Below are 26192 nucleotides of genomic sequence, written 5' to 3'. Positions count from 1 at the left end.
TTAATCCCTCAGCGTTGCATTGAACTCGTTTTTCAGCGCCACTACTACCTGATCAACAACCTGCTGGATGTCTTTATCCTCAAGGGTTCGCGCACTATCCTGTAACGTCAGAGCGATGGCGAGAGACTTGTAACCGTCGGCTACGCCCTGCCCGCTGTATACGTCAAATAATTTTAGGCCAACCAGTTGATTTCCGCCAACTTTTTTTATAGTAGCAAGAATATCGGCAAAACGCACATCCGATTTCACCACCACTGCAAGATCACGACGGTTGGCCTGATAGCGCGACAGCTCCTGACTTTGCACAATGGCGCGCTCACCTAGGCCGGCGAGATCCAACTCAAACAGGTAACATTTTCCTTTGATCCCAAGCTTACGTTCCGCTTCCGGATGCAGAGCGCCAACCCAGCCAACATGCTGACCATGACTGATAATTTCAGCTGTCTGGCCCGGATGTAGCGCCGAATGTTCAGCAGGAATAAACGCAAAGCGATCGGCATCCGAGGTCGTTGCCAACAAGGCTTCAACATCGCCTTTGGCATCGTAAAAATCATAGGGACGCTCAGTCATATTCCACTGCCCTTGCCCGACAGAGCCGACCAGTACCCCACCAATGACCGGAACCTGACGCACACCATTTTCCGCTGCAGCATCCGGTACAAACTTCAGGCCAGACTCAAACAACCGTAACTGCAACTGTTGCCTGTTTTGATTCGCCACTACGGTTTGAAGTAAACCAGCCCAGGTACTTAACCGCATCGCGGACATATCCGCTGAAATCGGATTGGGTAGCATCAAAGCGTCAACCTGTGGATACAGCAACTGCTGTACTTTCGGATCGACAAAGCTATAAGTGATGGCTTCCAGATAACCACGGTCAACCAACAATTGGCGCAACCGATGCAGAGGGATCTCTGCTTCGGCAAAGCGGCGCATGGTTAAACGAGCGCATGGAGACTCATTCGGGATTCGGTTGTAGCCATAGACCCGGGCCACTTCTTCGATAAGATCTTCTGCAATCGCCAAATCAAAACGCCAGGATGGTGTGCTGACCTGCCAGCCAGTCGCGGTAGAAGTCACCTGAAGCCCCAACTGGCGCAAAATACGCTCCACGGTACTGGCTTCAATGCTAATTCCGAGCAACTTGTTGAGCTGAGTGACACTCAATTCAATTTGGTTGGCAGTTGGCAGATGTGCACTGCTCACTGCTTCGACTACAGGGCCTGGCTCTCCACCGACGATATCCAGTAACAGGGCAGTTGCCCGCTCCATCGCCTGGCGTTGCAAAGCCGGATCGACACCACGCTCGTAACGGTGAGAGGCATCGGTGTGCAGGCCATACTGCCGGGCTTTACCCGCCATAATGTCAGGTGCAAAAAAGGCACTCTCTAAGAAGATATCCCGGCTTTGCTCAGTCACGCCGCTGTGCAAACCACCAAAAATACCCGCCATAGCCAGTGCTTTTTGCTGATCAGCAATCACCAGAGTACCCGGCAACAAGGTCACTTCAGACTCATCGAGCAACACCATCTTCTCGTCATTGTAGGCATAGCGCACCTGAATGCCGCCATCAATTTTAGCAAGATCGAAAGCATGCATTGGATGCCCAAGTTCGAGCAGCACAAAGTTGGTGACGTCAACCACAGGATCAATCGAGCGCACACCGGAGCGGCGCAGCTTTTCCACCAGCCACAGAGGGCTTTTCACCCCAGGGTTTATGTTGCGGATGACTCGTCCTAAATAGCGAGGACAGGCATCCGCGGCCAGCAGTTCAATCGAACGTTGCTCATCGTGTGCTGGCGCTACGGCCTGGTACTCTGGTGCCTGAAAATCCAGTGCATTCAAGACTGCCACTTCCCGAGCCAGGCCCAGTAAACCTAAGCAATCGGCCCGGTTCGGGGTTAAATCAACTTCGATACTGACATCATCCAGCTGCAAATACTGGCGAATATCCTGTCCAATGGGTGCATCTGCTGGCAGCTCGATAATGCCATCGGAGTCTTCGGCCATGCCCAGCTCCGAAAAAGAACAGAGCATGCCCATCGACGGCTGTCCGCGCAATTTGGCTTTCTTAATTTTAAAGTCACCCGGCAACACCGCACCGACTTTAGCCACCGCAACCTTCAGGCCTAAACGGCAATTGCTGGCGCCACAGACAATATCCAGCAGCTCTTCATCACCCACATTGACCTTGGTCACCTGCAGTTTGTCGGCATCCGGGTGCTGGGCACAGGACACCACTTCACCAACCACCACGCCGCTAAAATCACCTGCGACCGGGCTGACGGCGTCCACTTCCAACCCTGCCATCGACAACTGTTCAGACAGCACATCCGAACTGATCGCCGGATTGACCCATTCACGTAACCAACTTTCACTAAACTTCATGTCAATCGATCCTGCTTATCTGAACTGTTTAAGGAAACGTACATCGTTTTCGAAGAACGAGCGTAAGTCAGTCACACCGTAACGGAGCATGGTCAAACGCTCCACCCCCATACCAAAGGCAAAACCACTGTACTTGGTAGGGTCAATGCCGACCGACTTCAACACATTCGGATGCACCATGCCGCAGCCAAGCACCTCTAACCACTGGCCGTTTTTACCCATCACATCCACTTCTGCCGAAGGTTCGGTAAACGGAAAAAACGACGGCCGGAAACGCACCTGTAGCTCCTGCTCGAAAAAGTTTTGCAAAAAATCATGCAAAATACCTTTCAGCTCGGTGAAGCTGACATTGGTATCCACCATCAAACCTTCGACCTGATGAAACATCGGGGTATGGGTTTGATCGTAATCGTTGCGATAGACCCGCCCCGGAGAAATAATTCGCAGCGGAGGCGCTTCGACTTCCATGGTACGGATTTGCACCCCTGAAGTCTGGGTACGCAGCATCAGCTTTGGATTAAAGTAAAACGTATCGTGATCCGCCCGCGCCGGATGATGTTCGGGAATATTCAAGGCATCGAAGTTATGAAAGTCGTCTTCGATTTCAGGCCCTTGCTTCACACTAAAGCCAAGCTCAGAAAAGAAGCTTTCAATGCGCTGAATGGTACGGGTGACCGGATGCAAACCACCGGTTTCCAACTGGCGGCCAGGCAAGGTCACGTCGATACGCTCACTGGCCAGCTTTTCAGCTAGTTGCGCTTGTTGCAGTTGATCGCGCTTTTCATTCAATGCATGCTGCACCTGTTGCTTCAGTTCATTGATGTGCTGACCCGCGACCTTGCGCTGCTCTGGATCCATGCCCCCCAGGGATTTTAGTAACTCGGTGATCCGGCCTTTTTTGCCCATGTAATCCACACGCACCTGCTCCAGACCAGCTATATCACTACTGTTCTGGATGGCTTGTGTCGCCTGTTCTAACAATGCATTCAGCTCCATCGTTTCCTCAGCTTACTCAATCAAAATAGTGTCCGTCGTCATCAGCCAGCACGGCTTTAACGAATGGAATGGTAATTTTACGTTGGTGCACAATGGATGCTTTATCCAGCTGATCCAGGATCGCCACCAGTGCCCGGATGTCACGTTGTTGCCGGTTGAGCAGATAACGCGCCACCTCTGTTGTTAATTCAATACCCCGTACATGCGCCTTGTGCTGCAGCAATAGCTGCTTCTCGGCATCGCCTGGTAAACGCAGCTGGAAGCTGGTACAGGCTTGTAACCTGGAGACCAGGTCGGCCAGTTGAAAACCCAGCTGGGTGGGCGCTTCATTCGCCACAATCAACAGGCATTTGCCCTGCTCTGCCATGCGGTTGTACAAATCAAACACCGCGGTTTGCCAGCTCATATCACTGGCAATAGCCTGAATATTATCCAGACAGACTAAATCCAGATGCTCCAGATCATCCAGCACCCTGGCATCGAGCTGCTGCAGATGTTCCAGCGCCAGCAACTGACTGGTGAGCCCCATCTCCTGAGCCTGCACACAGGCAGCATACAATAAATGCGACTTGCCAGCCCCACTGGCACCAAACAAATACAAGGGAGCCGTACCTACAGGCTCCATTAAATACTGCCGGATGTAATTCACCGCCGGGTGTGGCGTACTGCTGTAAAAACTGTCCAGCGTTTCATCTTCCGGCAAGGTCACCGGCAACGTATACTGGGTGGGCTGCATCTAAGGACGTTCAAACCGTAATTGGATGACATCCGCGCTCTGACTAACCGGAGCCAACAGACTTACAGGACGGCTCGCTTCAGAACCAGCCAGCAAGCTTAATGTTGGCTCCAGTGCCACCAGTTGCAACCATTCTTGCAGCGGGATAGATAATTGCAGACGAAGTTGTACCCAATCAGCTGTACGTTTGACCAAGTCGACCTGTCCCACACCTGGAAAGCTGCCAAGCACACGTTGCAAACGCACCCAATCGGCCCAGTCACTGGCGCCGGTAACCATCAACGCCAACGACTCACTTTCAGTCAAGTAACGCACAGAAAATCGTTGTGCCAGCTCATCAGCCAGCGCATCAATAAAATCTGCCGCCAGCTGCTCAGGCTCTTGTCCTGCCAGCTCAAAGCGGTCTACCCGTCCTTGCTGATCCAGTTGCCAGAAAAGTTGATGTTGAACGCCTGCTTCACTCTGTTGTTCGCTCAGCTGGACGGTGACTACCAGATCAGGCTGGTAACGATTGCTTGCACTGCGAATTTGCTGCCAGAAACCTGCCCAGACATCCGTTTCCGTCACACTGAGCAAGTCTTCCATATCGTACAGAGGCCAAATCAGCGGAATCATCCGCTGCTGCGCCCGTTGTTGCATGGCTACCACCAACGCATGTTGACGCTGGCTAACAAACTGACGCCCCTGCGCATCTTGTTGCACCAACCAAACCAGGCTCTGAGGCCGACGACTGGCCCAAATCAGTAACTGTTGCTCTCGAAACAACTGCTGAATTTTCTGTTGATCCATCAACACCCTGACTGCAGGGCCCTGCTCAGTGCGGATGGCTTCAAACTGCTTCACATAGGTATTGGCACGCTGCCGCTCTTGCTGCACAACCGGATGAGACAGCACATCGGGATCGGCAGCAATACGCCGGATCACCTGATCAAAAGCATCACGTTGCCACTGCTGGCGACTTTGATCGGCCGATACTTCTGCCGTATACAGTGAGCTGGCGACCACCTGGCCAGATTGCACTAACAACGCCAGACCACAAAGCAAAGTCAGCATCAAATGCCACCATCCGTGTCGCTTACCGCTGAACTGTATCGTCATCAGCTGCCTCATACGTGATAAAGCCACCTGACGGTGGCTTACGAATTAATCAATGGGAACGCCCAGGCGTTGGGCAACTTCTTCGTAGGCCTCAACAACACCGCCTAAGCCTTGCCTGAAACGATCTTTATCCAGCTTCTTGCGGGTGGCTTTATCCCACAAGCGGCAACCATCTGGTGAGAATTCATCGCCCAATACCACTTGGCCATGAAACAAACCAAACTCCAGCTTGAAATCCACCAGCATCAACCCAGCCTGATCAAATAAACGGCTTAGCACCTCATTTACACGTAAAGTCAATGCTTTCATCTGTGTCAGCTGCTCGGTCGTCGCCCAACCGAAAGATACCACATGCGAGTCATTGATCATTGGATCGTGCAACGCATCGTTTTTCAGAAAAAGCTCAAAGGTTGGCGGGGTTAATGCCAGCCCTTCTTCAACACCAAGCCGCTTCACCAGGGACCCAGCTGCAAAGTTACGCACAACACATTCAACTGGGATCATGTCCAGCTTTTTCACCAGCACTTCATCATCACTCAGGAGCGCTTCTACCTGAGTCGGAATGCCTGCTTGCTCCAATTGCTGCATAATGAAATAGTTGAACTTGTTGTTCACCATCCCTTTGCGCGCCAACTGTTCGATACGCTCACCATCAAAAGCGGAGGTATCGTTACGAAAATGCAGAATCAGCTTATCTGCATCGGTAGTGTGATAAACCGTTTTAGCTTTACCACGGTATAACTCGGTTGTTTTTTGCGCCATCTGCGACCTCGGCCTGAGCAAAATTTCAGGGCGCAAAGTATACGAGGCTTTGCGCCATTCTCAAATCACTTTTTCAAAGGTTTCATCCGCTCATAAAGTGTCCGGATAAAACCAACCCTGCTGATTACAGCTCTAAACGTGTCTCGCTAATCACTGTTAGTAGCACAGGCTCCAGTTCCGCCACGATTCCTTCCGGCAGGCTCTGGCCATTTTTATCACGGAAACTGATGCTGGTTTGCTGCTGAGTGCGGCCTAACACCACCTGATAGTCTCCGTCAGCCAATGGCAGTGTTGGCCTTGGCTTACGACGGAATACACGGGAAAACAGACCGGGTTTCGGCTGTTCATAACGCAGATAGTAGGTAGATGCTGAGCGATTCAAATCCGTGACAGATAGATTGACCTCTTCGAACAAGCTTTCCAGCTGCGACCACACCACTTCCAATGGCTGCTCAGATAACAGTGCAGGCTGCCCCTGACCATCAACCCCCAATTGCAAACTGGTATCGACCGGACGGGTACGACGCAGTTGGGCCTGACGGAACTCGTAATCGCCAACAAAGGCAGTAAAGCGGTTCAGGAAGGTAGTTTCTTCACGCTTCACCCCGGTGGGTAACAGCTCACTGCCGCGTTCAAAGTATTCATGCTCCAGCATTTCAACCAATACAGCTACACTTCGGCCATGAGGCCGCGGCTCCATGCTCAGCCGAAAACGAGCCTGATCTTTCGGTTGTTCAGACTTCCAGAACCACATACCGGTGGTTTCCGTTCGCATAACCCAATCGGTCACCCAAACCAGCTCGCCCTCTTGCTGATAACCGATGGCATTTTCGGCAAAAAACTCGGTTAGCTTTTGCTCTAAAAAAGGCAGTAAGTCACCGCTGAAATCGGTACGGTCAAACCAGATGCGAGCACGGGTTTCTTCTTCATCCACCCGGCTGCTGGACGATAAGGTTAAGACCAAACCTGGTGGTTGGGTATCAACCCGTTGCTTTGCAGCGCGCACTGGTGGAATGTCGTATTGAGCCGGTTGTGGCGGCGCTGATAAATGGGCTGGCACTTGCAACGGCTGGCCTGCGATGGCCTCTGGCTCTGGTTTGGGAGATGAGAAAAACGAACAGCCGCTAAGCAGCAAACTGGCAATAACACAACTGGTTACCGAATAATGCACCTGGTAAACTCCTAAAATTCGATGGTGGCGTGATGTAATGCTTCTTCGATACCGGCCTGGTGAATTGGTTCCAGTGTCGTTAAAGGTAAGCGAACAAAATCGGAGGCAATCAAGCCGATACGGGCCAGGGCCCACTTTACCGGAATGGGATTGGCTTCAACAAATAATTGCTTGTGCAATGGTTGCAACTGGCTATCAATAGCGCGACAGTTGTCTGCATCACCTTCTGCCGCGGCCTGGACCATCGCAGCAATGGCGGCAGGCGCTACATTGGCGGTCACTGAGATCACACCATGACCTCCGGCCAGCAAAAAGTCAGCACTGCTGCCATCGTCACCGCTGAACAGGGAAAAATCAGCCGGGCAGCAGTCTTTCAAGTCCTGCAAACGCTCCAGTGATCCAGTTGCTTCTTTAATCCCAACGATATTCGCTACTTGACACAGCTCAGCTACCGTTTCCGGCAACAAGTCAACCGCGGTCCTGCCCGGCACATTGTATAACAAGATGGGCTTATCCGTTGCCGCTGCAATGGCTTCAAAGTGCAGCTTCATGCCTTTTTGCATCGGTTTGTTGTAATAAGGTGTCACCGTTAAAAAGCCATCCACCGGCTGAGCGGCAAATAGTTTGGTTTTTTCAATCGCAGCTTTGGTGGAATTGGCACCGTTGCCAACGATGACCGGCACTGCGCCAGCCACTTGCTGACAGACCGCCTGGATAATAGCCAGTTGTTCTTCCAGCTCCAGAGTGGCTGCTTCGGCTGTAGTACCAAGTACCACCAAGCCATTCGTTCCCTGTTCCAGATGGAAACGAACCAACCGCTCTAAACTGGCATAGTCCACTTCGCCCGATGCGAGCATTGGGGTAATCAATGCCACATAACTGCCTTTCAACATGCGCTAACAATCCCAAATTCATTCCGGGCGCCTATGTTAAAGACTGCGTCCGCTAAACACAAGGTTCACTGTTAAAACAACTGCTCTTGATACTCTGGCCGCATGACAGCCCTTGGCAATATGTTACAATGCGCCCCAATTATTCTGCACAGGATTGGTTATGACGCAGCATCTGGTGGTTACCGCTATAGGCACCGATAGAACCGGACTGGTTAGCCAGTTAGCCAGGTTGGTTACGGATTGTCACTGCAATATTCTTGATAGCCGTATGGCGATTTTTGGCCATGAACTGACCTTTATTATGTTACTGGCCGGCGAGCCAACTGCGATTAGCCGGGTAGAGCACTTGCTGCCAAGCCTGGGGCTGGAGCTGGATCTGCTGACGATGATGAAACGCACCCCAGCCCACGAGTTGCCTGCCGTAGCCAGCCATTACGTGCTAAGTTATCAGGGACCGGATAAAGTAGGGACTTTACGTGCTATCACTGCTCTGCTGGCACAGCATCAAGTCTCCATTGCTGCTTTACGCTCCAAAACCATCGCTAAAGCAGAGGGTCAATGGATGGAAGCCAGCATGACACTGCAATTTATGCAGGAGCAGTCGGTGCCAGAGGTTAAACATGCAGTAGAAAATCTGATGCAGGAATTCGGTTTAACGGGCGAATTCAGTGCCCACATCTAAGGAGTCGTTGATGATCCCATCATTACCTGAGCTGAATGTACAGGGCAAGGTTTCTGCTGATGAGTGGCAACTTCGGCTTGATCTGGCCGCCTGCTATCGATTGGTCGCCCACTTTGGCTGGGACGATCTGATCTACACCCATTTATCGGCGCGACTGCCAGGTACAGATCATTACCTGGTCAATGCCTTTGGCCTGATGTTTGAAGAAGTCACGGCTTCCAATCTGGTCAAAGTCGATTTGCAAGGCAACATTCTGGATGACACCCCATTTCAGATCAATCCGGCTGGCTTTACCATTCACAGTGCTATTCACGAAGTGCGGGCTGATGCCCATTGCGTCATTCATCTGCATACGCCAGCTACTATTGCGGTGGCCAGTCAGGCCGGTGGTCTGCGCCCACTCAGTCAGTATTCGATGTTTTCCCTGCCTTCCTTGTCGTACCATCAATACGAAGGCCTGGCAGTTAATGCTGACGAGAAAGCCCGCCTGCAAACCGACTTAGGCCAGAACAATCATTTGTTGCTGGTCAATCACGGCGGCTTAACGGTGGGGCCGACTGTTGGGGATGCCTTTATGCGGATGTACGACTTGCAACGCGCCTGCGAAATTCAATTGCTGTTGCAGAGCAGTGGTGAAAAAATCGTCGAAGTACCGCAAGCCATTCAGGATGGTATTTACCAACAGGCCAAGCTGGTGCATAGTGGCAGTACAGGCGGCCAGAAGGCTTGGCCTGCCATGCTTCGTAAAGCCTGGCGGCTTGACCCAGGCTTTGCCCGTTAATCTGTTTGCTGCTCTACTATAAAGGAAGCGCCATGAAAGTAACCCGCGTTGAAGTGTTCGATATCCACTGCCCTGAACGCCCGGCCTGGACCCCGGTATTTGTTCGTATTCACACCGACGAAGGCATTCATGGCGTTGGTGAAGCTGGGCTCGCCTACGATTTAGGTCACAGTGCAGCAGCTGCTATGATTAAAGAAATGGCTGAAGCTTTCTTAATTGGGCACGATCCATTCCAAACTGAAAAACTCTGGTCGCGGATGCTGCGTGAAAGCTTCTGGGGGCTTGGTGGTGGCCCAGTGGTGTATGCGGCCATGTCGGCTATTGATACAGCGCTTTGGGACATCAAAGGTAAAGCTCTGGGCGTCCCGGTGTACCAGCTACTCGGTGGTAAGGTAAACGACAAACTGCGCACCTACGCCTCACAGTTGCAGTTTGACTGGGGGCCTGAGTTCAAAGCTCTGGTCCACCCAGAGCAGTATGCCGAAGCGGCTTTAAAAGCCATGGCAGAAGGTTATGACGCCGTGAAGGTGGATCCAATCCAGTACGATAAAGACGGCAACAATTATTATGATCGTACCAACATTATCTCTCGTGCGGAGATGAAGCTGTATCGTGCCAGAATGCAGGCCATTCGTGAGGCGGTTGGTGACGAAGTCGATATTATTTTCGAGTGCCACAGCCTACCGGGTGCTACCAGTGCCATTCAGATTGGCGAAATCGCCGAAGAATTTGACTGCATGTACTACGAAGAGCCGGTCAACTACTTAAACCACTCATTGCATGACAAAGTAGCCCGTAAGGTGAAAGTGCCGATTGCTGGCGGCGAGCGCCTTTACAACCGTTGGGGCGTGCGTCCTTATTTCGAAGATCAAAGCATTGATGTACTGCAACCGGACATCGGCCTTTGCGGGGGCTTTACCGAAACGAAAAAGGTCTGTGATTACGCAGATATTTTTGATATCCGCATTCAGGCCCATGTATGCGGTGGCCCGGTTGCGACAGCGGCAGCTCTGCACCTGGAAACAGCTATCCCGAACTTCCTGATCCATGAGCACCATACCTATGCGTTAAAGCGCTGGAACCGTGAACTCTGCTTGCAGGATCCGCAGCCGGTCAACGGTTTTTTCCAGGTTTCCGAAACACCCGGCATTGGTATAGAGCTCAATGACGAGGTGGTGATGCGTTCACAGCGGGTTGAGATTAAATAGCAGCTCCATACCCTGCTTTAAAGCTGCTACGGTGCCCTCTTCGCTTGTACTGGGTACCTTAGCAGCTTTTTAAGCCCAACCATCAGGCAGCAAACAGACTCTGATGCAGTTGCTTAACCACTGGCGTGGCATCCGCATCCTGTACCAAAAAACACAGGTTGTGCTTGGACGCTCCATGACAAATCATCCGCATATTGACCCCTTCCAGCGCCTGGAACAGCTCACCGGTAATGCCCCGACTACTGTGCAGGTGATTGCCAATAACGGCAACAAGGCTTAAGCCATGCTCTACTTTTACTTCACCAAGCTGGCGCAACTCTTCGATCGCTGTTTCTGTCAGGCTATCAAAGGCACTGCCCGGCGCTTCATCCAGCGTCAGGGCCACACTGATTTCTGAGGTAGTCACCAAATCAACGGAGATGTGATGACGGCTCAATACATCAAACACCCGGGTTAAAAAACCAGCGGCATGCAGCATGGCCGGGCTTTTTACCGTAATCAGTGTCTGGGATTTTCTAAGGGCTATGGCCCGATACGCCGGACGCTCGGTCACCTCACGTGCAATCCAGGTGCCCCCTGCTGACGGCTCCCGGCTGGAGCCTACAAATACCCGGATATTTTGCCGCACCGCTGGCAACAAGGTGGCCGGATGCAATACTTTGGCTCCAAAGGTTGCCATTTCGGCGGCTTCATCAAAGCTGATTTCACGAATGCAGCGTGCCTGCTCAGTTAAACGCGGATCGGTGGTAAAAATACCAACCACATCGGTCCAGATCTGCACCACACTGGCATCCAGCGCCTCACCCAGCAAAGCAGCACTGTAATCCGAGCCGCCGCGGCCCAGGGTCGTGGTCTGCCCCTGTGCATCCGCACCGATAAAGCCCTGCATCACCAAACGCTCGCTGGCGAGCAGAGGTTTCAGCTGCTGCTGGCATAACGCCCGGATCGCATCGACCTGCGGCTCGGCTTTGCCAAAGTGACTGTCGGTACGCAGCACCAGACGACTGTCAAAGCAGGCAACGGCAGCATCACGCTCCGCCAATACCTGAGTAAAGAGCACCGAGCTTAAACGCTCGCCAAAAGACAGGATGTCGTCTTTTTGCTGCACACTGAATACGGTGCCAGCTTGTTCAATCAACTGGCGTAATTCTGACAACAACAGCTCGATCTGCGCCGCTACGGCTTCCGGATGGCTGAGTGCCTGCAGTACAGCCATGGTAATACGTTCAATTTCGGTGTAGGCAGTAAAACGTTCTGTCAGTTCGGTATGGTGGCTAATAGCCACCAACTGATTGGTCACACCAGCACTGGCGCTGACCACAACCACACGGATACGGTTATCGGCCAGGACGATATCGGCACAACGGGACATGGCCTCGAAGTCGGCGACACTGGTGCCACCAAATTTAGCAACGATGAGTTCAGACATGGATCTCTCCTTATGCAGCAACAATAAGCAGAGCACGGCATTTGATAAAACCGGAAACAGGCAGGCAGCAATAGCAGGCATGCTGTTTAGCAGTACACAAAGGCCAGAAGCTCTCCACCAGGGTTCAGGTGACAGTCCCAGGGATTCAGCCCTGGCGACCGAAGTGATACGCTCTGTAACGCACACTCCTCGGCGATGCTCCCCTCCCCTGTGCTGAGATGTACAGACATCTGACACAGGCTACCTGAGCAACGCGCCTCTTCTGGTCTATCGAATTCGATGGACGGCGCTACTCTAACCAGATCATTACAAAAAATCAATAGCTATCTGGCCGTCTGCTATTTTTCATGCAACTGCCTTAATTCAGGCTGAATTCAACTTAGGATGGCTACAGTAAGCATTGATTTCATGCGATACTGTTTCACTCATGGTTTCAAGCACTGAGTTCGGCTCAGAGTCTTTTAAATTCGGCAACAGGATTCAATGCCAAAGTGATGTTTTTTGTTCGCGCTGTACTGGTCTCACTCTTATTACTGACGACTTCCTTTGTCACTTTGGCCGAGGGGCAAACCCGTCTGCAAATTCAGGGGGTATCAGGCTCCACCAGAGACAATGTAGAACTGTACCTGGCCAATTTCGCCAATGGGGATGTCTCTACATCGCTGCGTTTTCAGGCCCGGCTTGAACAAGAAGCAAGAGCAGCACTGCGGGCTCTTGGCTATTACCACCCCACTATTGAGTTTCGCATTGAACGATCAGCCCGGGGCACCACACTGGTGATGACGATAGAACAGGGGCCGGTTACCCGCTACCAACAAGTTGATATCCAGCTCTTGGGTGAAGCAGCAACGGATGCCGACTTCATCGCGCTAAAAGATCGGCTTGCACCAAAGGTGGGAGATGCAGTGCATCATGGCCGATACGAACAACTCAAAAGCAGTATGGCCAATCTCGCTTTGCGAAAAGGCTATTTTAAAGCAGATTTCAGTCGGCATGTTCTAGCCGTATCTGAAGCACGGCAAGAGGCCAGGCTGACACTCCATTTTGACAGTGGGCAGCGGTACCGTTTTGGCGATGTGCGTTTTAGCGGCTCGCAAATCCAGGAGCCACGGCTATTTTCGCTGATCCCATTTCAAAGTGGCGATCCTTACCTCGCTAGCCAGTTGGGTGAATTTAACCAAGCCATTGCCAATACCAACTGGTTTGGCTCCATTTTAATCGAGCCCGATAGCGAGTCGTTGGAAGACAGCGACGGTACTGTGCCTTTGCATGTCAAGCTGGAACCCAGAGCACGCAATAGCATGGAGCTTGGTGTTGGCTATGCTGACGTACAAGGAGCTCGTTTAAAAGCAAATTGGAACAAACCCTGGTTGAATGACAGGGGACATAGCCTGAATAATCGGCTAGCTTTGTCTGAGATTGAGCAGAGTCTGGAGTCAGCTTATCGCATGCCGCTTCGGAACGTAGCGCAGGATTTTTATCAGTTTCAGTTTGGTGTGAAAAACTTCGACAAAGAGGACGGTAAAGGCCAGGATTATACCATTGCCGCAGAACGCCATTGGTTACTCAACAATCAATGGTATCGGACTGTTTCGATGCGTTGGCTCTACTCCGAGTTCACTCAGGCGGAGCAGGAAGACAGGAGTAACCTGTTGATGCCAGGGATCAGTTTTACCCGAAGCCGCAGTCAGGGCGGCCTGATGCCTACCCGGGGTGACCGTTTGTTATTCTCCTTGGAAACCTCTGACCGGGCCTGGGGCTCAGACAGCCGTTTTATTCGCTTTCGTAGCAGAGTCAACTACATCAACAGTTTTGGCAGTGATCACCGGATAGTTACCCGACTCGATGCCGGTGCAATTTTGCTGGAAGAAGCCACAGCACTTCCCCCCAGCTTGCGTTTTTTTGCCGGTGGTGATGGCAGCATTCGTGGGTATGGCTATGAACGGGTAGCACCCAGGGATGACGACGATCTTCTGCTCGGTGGTCGCTATATGCTGACCGGCAGCGCTGAATATCAATACCGCGTTCGCGGCAACTGGTGGCTGGCAACTTTTGCCGATTATGGTAGTGCCTGGAGTAAAGATCCGGACTGGAAACGAGGCGTTGGCCTTGGCGTGCGCTGGGCTTCGCCGATTGGACCGGTACGCCTGGATTTTGCCTGGGGCCTTGATCATAGTACCGGTAAATCGCGTCAGTTTCAGTTGCACTTCTCACTGGGACCTGAGCTATGAAATGGCTGCTTACACTGAACAAAGGCTTCTGGTACAGCATGCTGCTGTTTGTATTCCTCACCGTTGTGCTTGCTCTGAGCCAGCCTGGGCTACGTTTTAACCTGTGGGTTGTCGAGCGACTGGTGCCCGAACTCAGTATTGGAAAAGCAGAAGGCAACCTGCTGAATGGTTTTACTTTGCACCAACTGCAGCTTGTCCAAGACAACATCCAACTGACCATCGACAGGCTCGACGTAGACAACCAGCTCCATTGCTTGCTGAGCTTTAGTTTGTGCCTGAACCGACTGCAACTGGAACAGGTGCAAATAGAGCTGCAAACAGCTCCCCCCACAGCAGATACAGAAAGTGCCGGGCTGGTATTACCGCAGCTTTGGGTGCCCTTTCCTATCGCTATTCGTCAGCTACAAATCAATCAGCTGACGTTCCAAAGCCCAGATGTCACGCTCAGCTTGCAGCAATTTGACAGCAGCTTTGAACTCTGGGGCAATCGATTGGTAGTGCAGCCAACCACCGCCCATCAGTTAGCCATTTATGTGCCCAGCTCAGATAAGTCAGCCTCCGAGCCTTTGGCGCTGCCAGCCGAGCACAATGAACTCTTTGCCTGGCAGGGCTTGCAACTGCCTGAGCTACTGTTCCCACTTCAACTGGATATGATTGACTTTCAACTGCATCAGCTGAGTGTAAATGACGATGTATTGCTTGACCACCTTCAATTTGGCCTGTTAATGGAGCGTCGAAAGCTGCAGCTGATTGATTTACGTGTGAAGCAGTCTGAACTGGAGCTAACCGCAGAGTTGGAGCTTTACCCGCAGCAGAACTACCCGCTGCAAGCCACCCTGCATCTGTTTCATCCCAACCTGCTAGCAGGTGAAACGCAAGCGACAGCTGCTATAACAGGTGATCTGTCTGCCCTGCTACTGCAATTGTCCGTAGATGGTGCCATTCGTCTGAACAGCAGTGCTGAACTCGATTTGATGACCGATCAGCTGCCCTTAAAACTGCAGCTGCAAAGCGACCTGCTGCAATGGCCGCTTGATGCAGAGCCAGACTATCAACTTACCAACACCAGACTGATGGCTGAAGGCAATCTGCAGCAACTGAGAACCCATATAGAAAGTCATGTTGCAGGTGAGCTGATTCCAACCAGCAGTATTGAACTGGATGCTATGCTCAACAGTCAGCAGCTTCGGATCGAACAATTATCACTGGGTACCTTAGGTGGTCAGATCCATGTTGTTGGTCAGCTGGATTTTCAACAACAATTGGCCTGGCAGAGCCAGTGGCAGTTTGAGCAGTTGGATCCGGGCTTATATTGGTCCGAATATCCCGGATTAATCCAGGGTAACGCTCAAGTGGATGGGGAACTGACCCCGGATGCAGGTTGGCAGTTACACATCCCGCAGTTGCTGTTATCCGGCTGGTTGAGGGATTTTCCGCTTCGAGTTGATGGTCAACTATCGCTACAGGACGTTGATGGCACCGGGGCCATTGAAATGAGCGCTTTGCCACTTCGTTTGCACCATGGTCAAAACCGGGTGGAATTACAAGGTACGCTAACTGAACAGTGGCAAATGGCTGCAACTGTGATGATGGTGGATTTTTCCGACTCGATTCCAGATGCTCAAGGTGAGCTGTCCGGCAACATTCAACTGTCAGGGCCTCGAAATACACCAGCTATGGTAGTGCAACTAGCCGGCAGTGAGTTAGGCTGGCAGGAGCTGGTCTCCATCCAAAGTGCGACCCTTCACGGAGAGTTGAATAGCCGTCAACCCATTCAAACACAGCTTAATCTGACGCTGGATCAGCTTCAACTGCAAGGCAATCAAATCGATAGCATTGAAATAATGCTCGCAGGAACTGAGCTTGATCATCAACTGCAGCTAACAATGTCAGGTGAGCTACTAAGTGCTGAGTTGCATCTTAGTGGCCAGTTTGATCGCACAGAACAAGCCTGGTCATCCGAGTGGCGCGAAAGCTGGCTCAGTAGTGAGCTGGGGCATTGGCAGCTACAACAACCGCTGCAAATGCAACTGCTGGTCAATCAACAACAGCTACTATTGTCCGCTCATTGCTGGCAACGTGACACTGCCAGTCTTTGCCTGCAGCAAGACAGTAGCATCAGCGCGCAACAAGCAGATCTTCAGCTTGCTCTGCAGGACTTCGAACTAAGTTGGCTCGAGCCCTGGTTGCCGGCCTATACCGAGCTAAAAGGTCGTTTACAGGCAGAGAGTCATTTGCTCTGGCATGCTGATGCTCCGATACAGGCTTCAGTTTCGCTTTCGAGTGAGCAAGGTCAGCTAGGCTACCATTACGACCACCCATTGGAATTACCATGGCGTGATCTTCGGTTGCAGGCAGAGCTGGAGCAGGATCTGTTTTCGATGAACTGGCAACTGGGTGTTACTGAGCAAGGTCGGGTGCATGGTGCACTGGCATTGACTGAGTTGGCCAGTGAAGATCGGCAACTGGCAGCCGATATTCAGATCGATCAGTTTAGTTTCGAGTTTTTACAACCTTTGTTGGATGAATACAGTCAGCTCAGTGCCATGCTCAATAGTCAAATCCGAATTGAAGGAGCCTTGCAGCAACCAGATATCACCGGTCATCTCACCATCGAGGATGTCACTGTGCGTGGCCAGATGTCCCCGGTTGATATTGAACGGGGTGAGCTGCTGATTGACTTCAAAAATGATAGCGCCGTTTTGCAGGGCTTTGTGCAGACCCCGCAAGGAGAGGTCCGATTGCAAGGCGACAGCCAGTGGCATGACTTGACTGCCTGGCAGGCTGGGCTGACGGTTCAGGGGGATGCACTGTCTGTCCAGATCCCTCTGGGACGAATGCAAGTCCAGCCGGATCTGAAGCTCACAGTCAACCCGGAGCGCGCCCTGATCAGTGGTACCATTGATATTCCATGGGCACGCATGGTGATTGATAGCTTGCCGGATGCAGCGGTCAGTACCAGCCGTGATGAAGTATTGACGGATGAAAACTTCACTCCGCTCAGTGATGCCGGTGACAGCAGGCCTTTAGCCATTCATACCGATATTCGGGTTCGCCTTGGCAGTCAGGTTCGTTTTGCTGCATTTGGCCTGCGCAGCCACATTGCCGGTAGCTTGCAAGTTCGGCAAGACAGTGACCAACCGCGGCTTTATGGTGAACTGAATCTGGTAGATGGCACCTTTCGATCCTATGGTCAGGACTTATTGATCCGTCGCGGTCAGCTGCTGTTTAATGGTCCGGCCGATCAGCCCTTTCTGAACATGGAGGCCATTCGCAATCCGGATAATATTGAAGATGATGTGATTGCCGGGATCCGGGTAAGTGGCCCAGCCGATGAACCAAACATTCAGATCTTCTCCGAGCCAGCTATGGCTCAAGCCAATGCCACCTCTTACCTGTTGCTGGGACGGAATCTGGACAGTGAGTCTGGCAGTGGTGCCAACCCGGTAACAACCAGCCTGATTGGCCTTGGCTTGGCATCCAGTTCAAAACTGGTAGGAAACATCGGCGAAGCCTTTGGCGTACAGGACTTAACACTAGATACAGCAGGTACCGGTGATCAATCCCAGGTGACCGTTAGTGGCTATCTGACCCGAAACTTGCAGGTAAAATACGGTGTGGGTATTTTCGAGCCCTTTGGCGAGTTTACCTTGCGCTATCGGCTGATGCGTAATTTGTACCTGGAAAGTGTAACAGGACTGGAGCAGTCTGTTGATGTGTTGTATCGCTTTGAGTTTGACTAACGCCTCTACCGGGCCCGGAGTAGCAAGTGAACGTATTTCCCCAGGGAAGCGTAAGGCTCCTGCCGATTGTATTGAAGCTCTAAAGCCAGTAGCTGCTTGAAATGACTTTGCTGCATCGATGGTTCTCGCAGATAGTCGTGGAAACAACGTACGCCTGTTTTACTGAGCAACTGAAACCCTGCAGCTTCGCACCAGTTGATGACCTCCGATGGTATCAGTGGATGCTGCGGGCTAAGCGACACCGTTTTTCGTGTGGTTAAACCATCGGCTACATAATCAAAATTGCCATAAAGCAGATTGCCAAAACGCTTAGCATCGAGATTGTAGAACATCAAAGACAGCAAACCACCATCCGAAACTAACCGTTTGAGCTGTTGTATTGCCGCCTTAGGATCAGCCAGCCATTCAAGCACGGCATGGCAAAGCACCACCGGATAGGTTTTCCCCTGCTCGCTCAACTGCTGCAAACTACTTTGCTGATATTGGATCCGTTTGAACCCCAGTTGACAGGCTTGCTGCGCAGCAAGTTGCAGCATGGCATCAGAGATATCCGCTAACAGCAATGAATGGCCATACTTGGCCAGTTCTAGCGCAAGTTGCCCCTGACCTGCCCCAACATCCAAAATATCTTGGGCCAGTTGCAAGTCAGGCAAGGCAAGCAGATCCCGTAACAGCACCTCCTGACGTAACTGGCCTTTAGTGGTTTGATAGATATTGCGCTGGAATTTCTGTGCAATGCTGTCAAAATTACGATCCTGTGTTTTTTTCATGGACGACTCTATGGATGCTCTGCTGAAATCGCTGTTAATGCCTTTGCCATTGCTGCTGCTGTGGTTGCTGTTTGCTACCATCCTTTGTGTCCGCAAGCAACCCTTGGGGCTGTGGTTATTGTGTTTAGCGGTCATTGCACTTTGGTGTGGCAGCAGCAGTGCGCTGACAGAGCGCTTAGCGGCAGGACTGGAGCTTCGTTACCCGGCTTATCAGCCCTCAGGGGCTATTGATAATATCATTGTACTCGGCTGTTATCACAGTGACTACAGCCATTTGCCACTAAGCAGCCGGATGGCCGAGTGCTCAGTAGCCAGGTTAACCGAAGGCATTATCCTTTGGCACCAACACCCTGAAGCCAGATTGATCGTCAGTGGTCACTTGCCCGGTCTGTCTGGAAATCATACCCAGCTAGCTGCCGATTTAGCCATAGCATTAGGTGTGGATGAGCGCAAAATTGTTCGAATGACACAGCCAACCAACACCCAGCAAGAAGCCGCGGCAGCTGCGCCACTGATTGTCGATCAACGCAATGTGCTGGTGACTTCGGCCATTCATATGCCACGTGCCATGCGATGGTTTGACTATTATGGCGCCGAAGTCACTGCCGCACCTGCTCACTTTCAGGTGCGCCGGCCAGCTGGAGAGCATGGTATAGCCGGCTATCTGCCATCTCCCCAGGGGATCCGCACGCTGACGCTGACGCATTACGAGTACCTGGCGCTTTGGCAGCAACGTTTTAAACTGTGGTGGGATCCGGAAAACCCCTAAACAGCAACGTTGCTAGGCTGGGTTTGGTATATCTATAAATTCAACCGCAATGCCTGTTTCAGACGCCAGCCATTCCCCCAACGCCTTGATGCCATAGCGCTCTGTTGCGTGATGACCGGCGGCAATGAAGTGAATACCCAGCTCACGCGAACTATGGATCGTTTGCTCCGACACTTCGCCAGTGACAAACAGATCAACCCCTGCCACAGCCGCCGCATCAATGTAGCCCTGGCCACCGCCAGTGCACCAGGCTAGCTGTTGTACAACTTGCTCACCGGCGCTATGGCTCAACACCGTTCGTCCCAACTTTTGTTCCAACAACGCAGCCACCTGTGCCAGAGTTTTGGCCATTGGATAACGACCTTGCATCACGATCCCTGCCGGCTGAATACCAGTCAGTGGCTGTATCGCTGGCAGCTCCAGCAATTGACCAAGCTGAGCATTATTGCCAAGCTCAGGGTGCACATCCAGCGGCAAGTGGTAAGCAAACAAATTGATATCATGCTGAAGCAATGCTTGCAGACGATTTTTTTTCATCCCTGTAATAGTAGCCGCTTCACCTTTCCAAAAGTAACCGTGATGCACCAAAATAGCATCTGCCTGGGCAGCAATAGCTGCATCTATCAATGCCTGCGAGGCCGTAACCCCAGTGACCACTTTACCAATCTTGGCTTTGCCTTCAACCTGTAAGCCATTGGGGCAATAATCCTGTACCAACTCAGGGTTTAACTTGTCGCTCAGAAGGGACAACAGCTGCTGTCGATGAATGGTGGTCATATGATTCTCCTGCTATACAGCACCTATTCTAACAGCCTGACACCCTGCAACCTAGACGCAAATTTGTCAGAAAGCAGTGAATGTTGTATAACTATTCAGCACCCTATTCTTACAACTACAGGAACAATCAATGAGCAAACTGGACAAAGACCAAGTCATCGCTGAGTTCACTGCTGCATACAAAGCTGCTTTTGGTAAAGAGCCACAGTTGGAACAAAAACCAGGCTGGTTTAGCGTGGATGGTGGTAAAAATATTCGCCTGGCTGAACTCGCTGAGCTAGCACAAAGCTATGGTGCAGCAAAAGCGCCAACCAAAGCAGCCAAAGCAGCAAGCAAACCAGTAACTAAAACAGCTGCAAAACCAGAGGCTAAGAAAAAAGTAGCAGCCACCAAGGCCGCGAAATCACGACCTCTGGCACAGCAGGCCGCAGCGACCAGTTGGGCGGAACAGATTGGTGCAGGCCAGCGTATGCCGCGTGGCGCACGCTGATTACGGATCGCTGATTCACAGCTATAAAAAAGCTTGCCGGTTACACCGGCAAGCTTTTTTATTTTGGCTGAGAGTTTTAATACTGATAACTGAAGGTCAAGCCTGAGAACGCCGTGTAGCCACGGATCCCAACATGCCAGGTACCTGCCTGAGGATTGTTAAAAGTACACACCTCTTCATTGCCATTGCGGTAGGGTCGGCAATCCCACAGCTGCTCAGTAGGCGCATTGCCATAACGAATGTACAAGTCCGCATCACCAGTGCCACCAGTAATCCGGAAAGTCAGCTGACTAACCCCAGACGGGATATTGTAGCTGCCACGTAACCACTGCCCCGTTGAACCAGAAAGGTTATGGAACGTCTGACCACCACCTGGGTTACCACCACCGCCACTGCCATCACAGCCGTTGTTGGTAATCCAGTCATGCGCTGCTTTGGCACGGACAATACCCCAACCATAAGAGGTGTTGCGGCCTGAAGTACCACGACGCTCAGCAGTCAGATTAAGCACATTCCGGATTTGGGTATTGGTACACTGTGGATGATTGCTCCATACTAAGGCGGCAACCCCTGCAACATGTGGTGATGCCATGGAGGTACCGCTAATGCTGCGATAGCCACTGTTGATCCAGGTTGACGCAACATTCACCCCTGGCCCTGAAATTTCTACTTGCGAATTGCGCTGTGAAAAACTAGCCAGGTTTTTATTGGAGTCCACCGCAGCAACAGAAACCACCGCATCGTAGGATGCCGGGTAAGAGAAACTGGTATTGCCTGCATTACCAGCCGCAGCAACCAGCAACATACCGCTGTTGTTGAAGCTATTCATCGCATTTCGCTCAGTGGTGTTGGAGCTACCACCACCCAGACTCATATTCACCACCTTGGCACCTGCATTTTGACAGGACTGAATGGCTTGAATCAGGTTAGAAGCATTGGTCCAGTTACCAGAGTTATTGAAAATTTTCACATTATGCAATCCCACCAGGCCAGATGGCAAAACACCAACCACACCGATGTTATTGTTCAAAGCAACGATGGTCCCAGCAACATGAGTACCGTGGCCATTACCGTCGGTAGACCAGGCTCCGTGACCAGAAAAGGTCGAACCTGTCACCCCAGCCGAGGGTAAATCCGGGTGACCCAATTGATAGCCAGTATCGATCACACAGACTTTCATATTGGTCGCATTGGCATCACTCACCTGATTCGCTTGCACCATATTGATGCCATAAGGTGTGGTTTGTGCCATCGGGGAGATTACATCAGCGATGTAGCGTTTGTGATCCAGCTCAATGTATTCAACTGCCGGGTTTTTAGAAAGTTCACGCAGCTGCTGTGGGGTCAGGGTAGCCACACTGGCCTGGACAATATCCAGGTGCATAATCGCGTTGACTTGATGCTGAGAGAGTACATAATCTGCAGCCTGAGCAGAGAACGCCTCGGCATCTGACAAACGTTCAAAATCAGCTGACATCGGCATAGCAGCTTGGGACATCAACTCTGCTGCATTGAATTTAATGATGTAACGGTCAGACTTCTCGGTATCAGGCCGAAGTCTTGGCGTGCTGTTTTGCAAGGAAGCACCACTGCTCAGGGAAGGGGTTCCCTGCAAGTCATTGGCAACAGCAATGGATGATAGAGCCGAAAGGGTGAAGGTGCTGGCAACCGCCAGAGCTAACTTGGTTGCTTTTATATTTTTCATTTTTTATTGGTTCCAGATTGATTGCGACAAACCTCCTTGTGCATTTATCCCTCAGAGCCACCTTACTCTGCTGAGGGGCGGGATGAAACAGCAATCAAGCTACAAATTTATGATAAAAAAACTATATTGTCCCTGTTTATATTTTATTTTGTTAATTTTTGTTCGAGTCAGGTACAAAAGGTAATCGAAACCAAAAACAGGTTCCGTGTGGGTGGTTGGGTTCAAAACCAATTTCACCACCGTGGGCTTCTACAATGCTTTTGCAAATCACCAGTCCTAACCCCGACCCCTGTACCTGCTTGCTATCTGACGCATCAGCCTGTGCAAATTTTTCAAAGACCCTTGCTTTAAAATCCTCAGAAATACCGCAACCTTGATCGGCAACCGTCACTTGCAGCCAGGCAGCTTTTCGCTCCAGACAAACACAAACCTCACTTCCTGGAGGTGAAAACTTAATCGCATTGGATAGTAAATTATCCAGTACCTGACGCAATCGCATGGAATCACCCAGTACCTGACTTGCCGTCTCAAGCTGATGACTGCTGATGCTGACATCAAAGCGCCGGGCATACTCTGCAATACCAGCGATGGCATCCTTGACTAGCGCTGATAACAGAATGTTTTCTGTTTTCAGGCTCATCTTGCCGGCAGCAAACTTTTGCACGTCCAGCAGATCATTAATCAGTTCAGACAAACGTTCACTGTTACGCAGTGCCGAACCAACCAATTCCGCATAGCTCGGTTGCTCTGGCGTGACGATGTTATTGTCAATCAGCGATAAAGCTCCTCGAATTGAGGTTAAAGGCGTGCGCAGCTCATGACTGACGGTAGAGATAAACTCATCTTTTATTTGGTTTAGCTGCTTTAACTGCTGATTGCTTTGCGACAACTGTTGCATGCTCTTTTCCAACTGACGGGTTCGTAACGATAAAGCCATGGAGCTTTGCTCCAGGGCTTTGGTTCGCTCATTGACCTTGCTTTCGAGCAGTTGCTGCGCCTCTCCTTTTTCTGCGATTGATTGCTGTAGCAAGCGGTTTACCTGCCGGATATGCTGCAACCGGTACCAGTGAGCGACCAGGCCAAACAGCAATAACAGAACGAACAGCAGTAGCTGATACCTTCGTTTCTGCCACCAGTGCGGCAAAATCTCCAGCTGCAGGGCAATCACCTTCTCAGAAATCATGCCATGGTTATTGCTTGCCATCACGGCAAACTGATAACGCCCGGGCGGCAAATTAGAGTAAAAGGCAGTAGACCGCTCAGCAGCGTAAATCCAGTCCTCCTCAAAGCCATGTAAACGATAACGATACTGATTGCGGCTAACATCGTGAAAGTCCATGGCAGAAAAGTGTAACTCCAGGCTATTTTGACCTGGTTGAAGTTGCAGCATCGTCTGTGCTGGCTCGGTGAATACAGGCATTAACTCACCATGATTAATGCGATAGGCAGTCACCATAGGTTTAGGAGCTTGCTGGTTAACCCAGAGTTGTCCGGGCTCCGCTTTACTCAACCCTCGTAAAGTGCCAAAGTACAAATGGCCATCTGCAGCAGCCGAAATGGCGCCGGCATTAAGCTCAGTAGCAGAGAGACCATCTTTGCGGGTAAAGGTGACGATATTTTTAAACTCTGGCGCTATCAAACTTAAGCCATGAGCGCTTAACAGCCAGGTACGCTCATCAAGATACAAAACCCCCAGCATGTGATCACTGGCAAGACCATCGCTGGCATAAAGCACCTTATAATGATCATTTTCAGGCTGCCAGAACAAAGTTCCCCGGTTGGTACAGGCAATGAGCACTCCCTTTGCATCCCGGCTTATGCACTGAATGGTATTGGAAGGCAGCCAGGGATTGTTGGTGACATTCAGTTGTTCCACAACCCCCAGTTCGGCATCCAGTAAATACAAACCGTTGTAGCGCGTACCCGCCCAAACCTGTCCATCCGGCATTGCGTAAAGCGCTTGAACGACCTCATTGGCTCGACGGCGCTGAAAGTCTTCAACAAAGTGTCGTTTGACTCCACTGTTCTGATGGTAATACAACACGCCCTGCCCCCAGAGCCCAAACCAAAAACTGCTATCGGGTAGAATCACCATATCCCGAATAATAGGAGTGCTGGCAAAGCCAGCAAAAGGTTCCCGGTATGGCACAATCTGATCCTGCTCGGGCAAATAACGAAACAAGCCAGCTTCGGTTGCAATGTAGGTATCACCATAGTCTGAGCTAACAATCCGGTTGACTCTGGCTGTGGTTTCGTAACTGGTAATGTGTCCACTGACTAATTGCATCCGGTACAATCGCTCTGAGGTACCAAACCAAAGAATACCCGGCTGGCTGGCGTCCAGGCTCTGAATAGAAAGCTCATCACGACGCTCCCATTCAGGCAAATGCGATAGCGATATGTCGTGAAAAGCGCTGCGGGCAAATCGGGTATGGTACAAGCCGCCGTCCCGGGTTCCCAACCAAAGTACACCGGTTTGATCCAATAGCACCGAACGTACATTTAAACTGGGCAATAACGCACTTTGCTGGCGAAATAATTGGTAGCTGTTGGTACTGAGGTTAAACTGAAACAAGCCCTCATAGCTGCCTATCACGATCAGCTCGGATGAAATGGGATAAATGGTATTTAAGATGGGCGGAAAGTCATAGTCACCTTCCCCGGGCACGGGATAAAGCAGTTGCTGCCAACTTTCTGGCTCAAAGGCTAATAAGCCAGAGCGGGAACCAACCCAAAGTTGATGTCTGCCAAAATACAAAGACCTTGCTTCGTTTCGTCGGCTGCTGCTACTCGCTTCAGCAAATAATGGCCGGCCAGGTTGCAAGCCCGTACTTGCATGCCAACGATGCACGCCCTGACTGGTTCCGACCCATATATCCCCCTGATCTCCTTTTGCAAGGCTCCAGACCCGCTGGTGCAGTAAGGGCTGCTCACTATCCGCCTGGCCAATCTGTGAAATATGACCATCGACGGCAATACGAAACAACCCGGCTGTAGTCCCTACCCAAATAGCACCATCTTCAGCCTCCAATAAAGATTGCACTTGATAACCATCGGCCAGGAAGCGGCTTAGCTTTGTACGGGAAGGATCGAGCCGGCTGACACCTTGTCCCCAGGTACCGGCCCAAAGTTGCTGCTGACTATCCAGCAGCAATACACCGACATCAGTGAATGGCTCCTCAGTCGCCTCTTGTTCAGTTAGCAAGGGCACCTGAATAAATTGATAGCCGTCAAAACGCAACAGACCAGAGTCAGTGGTGCCAAGCCAAATGAAACCCAGTTCATCCTGCTGTATAGCAAAAATGGTGGTATTGGGTAAGCCATCATCAATGCCAATACGATTGATAGTGCCCTGAACTGCGAACGGCAACAATAGAATAAATAGCGCAAGCAAAGTGGCAAAGGCTCTGTTCAAAGCTTAAGTCCATTTAAAAACACCTGAGTTTCACTTTAAATCGTATCCGGCATGCCGTCAAAGGATTCACTGCGGTTGTTGCTATCCAGTTTGCTTTACAGCAAGCGGATACCAATTTGCATTGGAACACTTTCGTTTGGGCTTGCCT

General features: G+C 51.2%; 19 protein-coding genes and 1 riboswitch. Of the genes, 7 read left to right on the top strand and 12 right to left on the bottom strand.

The window, feature by feature from the left end; translation table 11 throughout:
• From pheT to dapA, 7 genes are all read right to left on the bottom strand, one after another.
• Positions 1-2388 carry a phenylalanine--tRNA ligase subunit beta gene (gene pheT / locus QWY20_RS07505; protein ID WP_330128396.1) on the bottom strand — a complete coding sequence of 796 codons (2388 nt, stop codon included), beginning with the start codon at positions 2386-2388 and terminating at the stop codon, positions 1-3.
• Positions 2389-2403: 15 nt separating this feature from the next.
• Positions 2404-3384: a phenylalanine--tRNA ligase subunit alpha gene (gene pheS / locus QWY20_RS07500; protein ID WP_330128395.1), complete on the bottom strand. Its 981-nt coding sequence runs from the start codon at positions 3382-3384 to the stop codon at positions 2404-2406.
• A gap of 16 nt (positions 3385-3400) precedes the next feature.
• Positions 3401-4120 carry a DnaA regulatory inactivator Hda gene (gene hda / locus QWY20_RS07495; protein WP_330128394.1) on the bottom strand — a complete coding sequence of 240 codons (720 nt, stop codon included), beginning with the start codon at positions 4118-4120 and terminating at the stop codon, positions 3401-3403.
• The gene (locus QWY20_RS07490; protein WP_330128393.1) at positions 4121-5173 is read right to left on the bottom strand and encodes a DUF2066 domain-containing protein; all 1053 of its coding nucleotides are present in this window, start codon (positions 5171-5173) and stop codon (positions 4121-4123) included. It lies immediately after the preceding gene.
• A gap of 90 nt (positions 5174-5263) precedes the next feature.
• Entirely contained in the window at positions 5264-5980 is a 717-nt protein-coding gene (purC, locus tag QWY20_RS07485; RefSeq protein WP_330128392.1) for a phosphoribosylaminoimidazolesuccinocarboxamide synthase, read from the bottom strand.
• Positions 5981-6104: 124 nt separating this feature from the next.
• Positions 6105-7151, bottom strand: a complete 1047-nt coding sequence (bamC, locus tag QWY20_RS07480) for an outer membrane protein assembly factor BamC (RefSeq protein WP_330128391.1) — start codon at positions 7149-7151, stop codon at positions 6105-6107.
• 11 nt (positions 7152-7162) lie between these two features.
• Entirely contained in the window at positions 7163-8044 is an 882-nt protein-coding gene (gene dapA, locus QWY20_RS07475) for a 4-hydroxy-tetrahydrodipicolinate synthase (RefSeq protein WP_330128390.1), read from the bottom strand.
• 160 nt (positions 8045-8204) lie between these two features.
• On the opposite strand from dapA, the gene QWY20_RS07470 reads away from it, so the two are divergent.
• The 3 genes from QWY20_RS07470 to QWY20_RS07460 are packed head-to-tail and all read left to right on the top strand — an operon-like array spanning position 8205 to position 10715.
• Positions 8205-8726 carry a glycine cleavage system protein R gene (locus QWY20_RS07470; protein ID WP_330128389.1) on the top strand — a complete coding sequence of 174 codons (522 nt, stop codon included), beginning with the start codon at positions 8205-8207 and terminating at the stop codon, positions 8724-8726.
• Positions 8727-8739: 13 nt separating this feature from the next.
• On the top strand, positions 8740-9507 hold the full coding sequence (locus QWY20_RS07465; RefSeq protein ID WP_330128503.1) for a class II aldolase/adducin family protein: 768 nt from the start codon (positions 8740-8742) through the stop codon (positions 9505-9507).
• 32 nt (positions 9508-9539) lie between these two features.
• The gene (locus tag QWY20_RS07460; RefSeq protein ID WP_330128388.1) at positions 9540-10715 is read left to right on the top strand and encodes a mandelate racemase/muconate lactonizing enzyme family protein; all 1176 of its coding nucleotides are present in this window, start codon (positions 9540-9542) and stop codon (positions 10713-10715) included.
• Positions 10716-10797: 82 nt separating this feature from the next.
• Here QWY20_RS07460 and lysC read toward each other — a convergent pair whose 3' ends face one another.
• Positions 10798-12144, bottom strand: coding sequence for a lysine-sensitive aspartokinase 3 (gene lysC, locus QWY20_RS07455; RefSeq protein WP_330128387.1), 1347 nt, complete (start codon positions 12142-12144; stop codon positions 10798-10800).
• Positions 12145-12243: 99 nt separating this feature from the next.
• A riboswitch (Lysine riboswitch) is annotated at positions 12244-12414 on the bottom strand.
• A 224-nt stretch (positions 12415-12638) separates the two neighbouring features.
• On the opposite strand from lysC, the gene tamA reads away from it, so the two are divergent.
• Both tamA and tamB read left to right on the top strand, forming a co-directional pair.
• The gene (tamA, locus tag QWY20_RS07450; RefSeq protein ID WP_330128502.1) at positions 12639-14375 is read left to right on the top strand and encodes an autotransporter assembly complex protein TamA; all 1737 of its coding nucleotides are present in this window, start codon (positions 12639-12641) and stop codon (positions 14373-14375) included.
• Positions 14372-18118, top strand: coding sequence for an autotransporter assembly complex protein TamB (gene tamB, locus QWY20_RS07445; RefSeq protein WP_330128386.1), 3747 nt, complete (start codon positions 14372-14374; stop codon positions 18116-18118). Before tamA ends, tamB begins: the two co-directional genes overlap by 4 nt.
• A 5-nt stretch (positions 18119-18123) precedes the next feature.
• On the opposite strand, the gene QWY20_RS07440 is transcribed toward tamB, so the two are convergent.
• Complete coding sequence (locus QWY20_RS07440) at positions 18124-18888, bottom strand: methyltransferase domain-containing protein (RefSeq protein ID WP_330128385.1); 765 nt, start codon at positions 18886-18888, stop codon at positions 18124-18126.
• A 10-nt stretch (positions 18889-18898) separates the two neighbouring features.
• On the opposite strand from QWY20_RS07440, the gene QWY20_RS07435 reads away from it, so the two are divergent.
• Positions 18899-19657 (top strand): YdcF family protein, encoded by a 759-nt coding sequence (locus QWY20_RS07435; RefSeq protein ID WP_330128384.1) that lies wholly within the window; start codon positions 18899-18901, stop codon positions 19655-19657.
• A 12-nt stretch (positions 19658-19669) separates the two neighbouring features.
• Here the strand turns inward: QWY20_RS07435 and QWY20_RS07430 are convergent, their stop codons facing one another.
• Complete coding sequence (locus QWY20_RS07430; RefSeq protein ID WP_330128383.1) at positions 19670-20434, bottom strand: Nif3-like dinuclear metal center hexameric protein; 765 nt, start codon at positions 20432-20434, stop codon at positions 19670-19672.
• Between the two features lie 130 nt (positions 20435-20564).
• Between QWY20_RS07430 and QWY20_RS07425 the strand changes: the two genes are divergently transcribed.
• The gene (locus tag QWY20_RS07425; RefSeq protein ID WP_330128382.1) at positions 20565-20924 is read left to right on the top strand and encodes a hypothetical protein; all 360 of its coding nucleotides are present in this window, start codon (positions 20565-20567) and stop codon (positions 20922-20924) included.
• Between the two features lie 76 nt (positions 20925-21000).
• Here the strand turns inward: QWY20_RS07425 and QWY20_RS07420 are convergent, their stop codons facing one another.
• Entirely contained in the window at positions 21001-22629 is a 1629-nt protein-coding gene (locus QWY20_RS07420) for a S8 family serine peptidase (RefSeq protein ID WP_330128381.1), read from the bottom strand.
• Positions 22630-22780: 151 nt separating this feature from the next.
• Positions 22781-26044, bottom strand: a complete 3264-nt coding sequence (locus tag QWY20_RS07415) for a sensor histidine kinase (protein ID WP_330128380.1) — start codon at positions 26042-26044, stop codon at positions 22781-22783.
• Positions 26045-26192 lie beyond the last annotated feature (148 nt).

The sequence above is a fragment of the Alkalimonas cellulosilytica genome (assembly GCF_036325985.1).
GTDB lineage: Bacteria > Pseudomonadota > Gammaproteobacteria > Enterobacterales > Alteromonadaceae > Alkalimonas > Alkalimonas cellulosilytica.
Note: the sequence above shows the minus strand (reverse complement) of the source record. Positions and strands in the feature narration are given on the sequence as shown.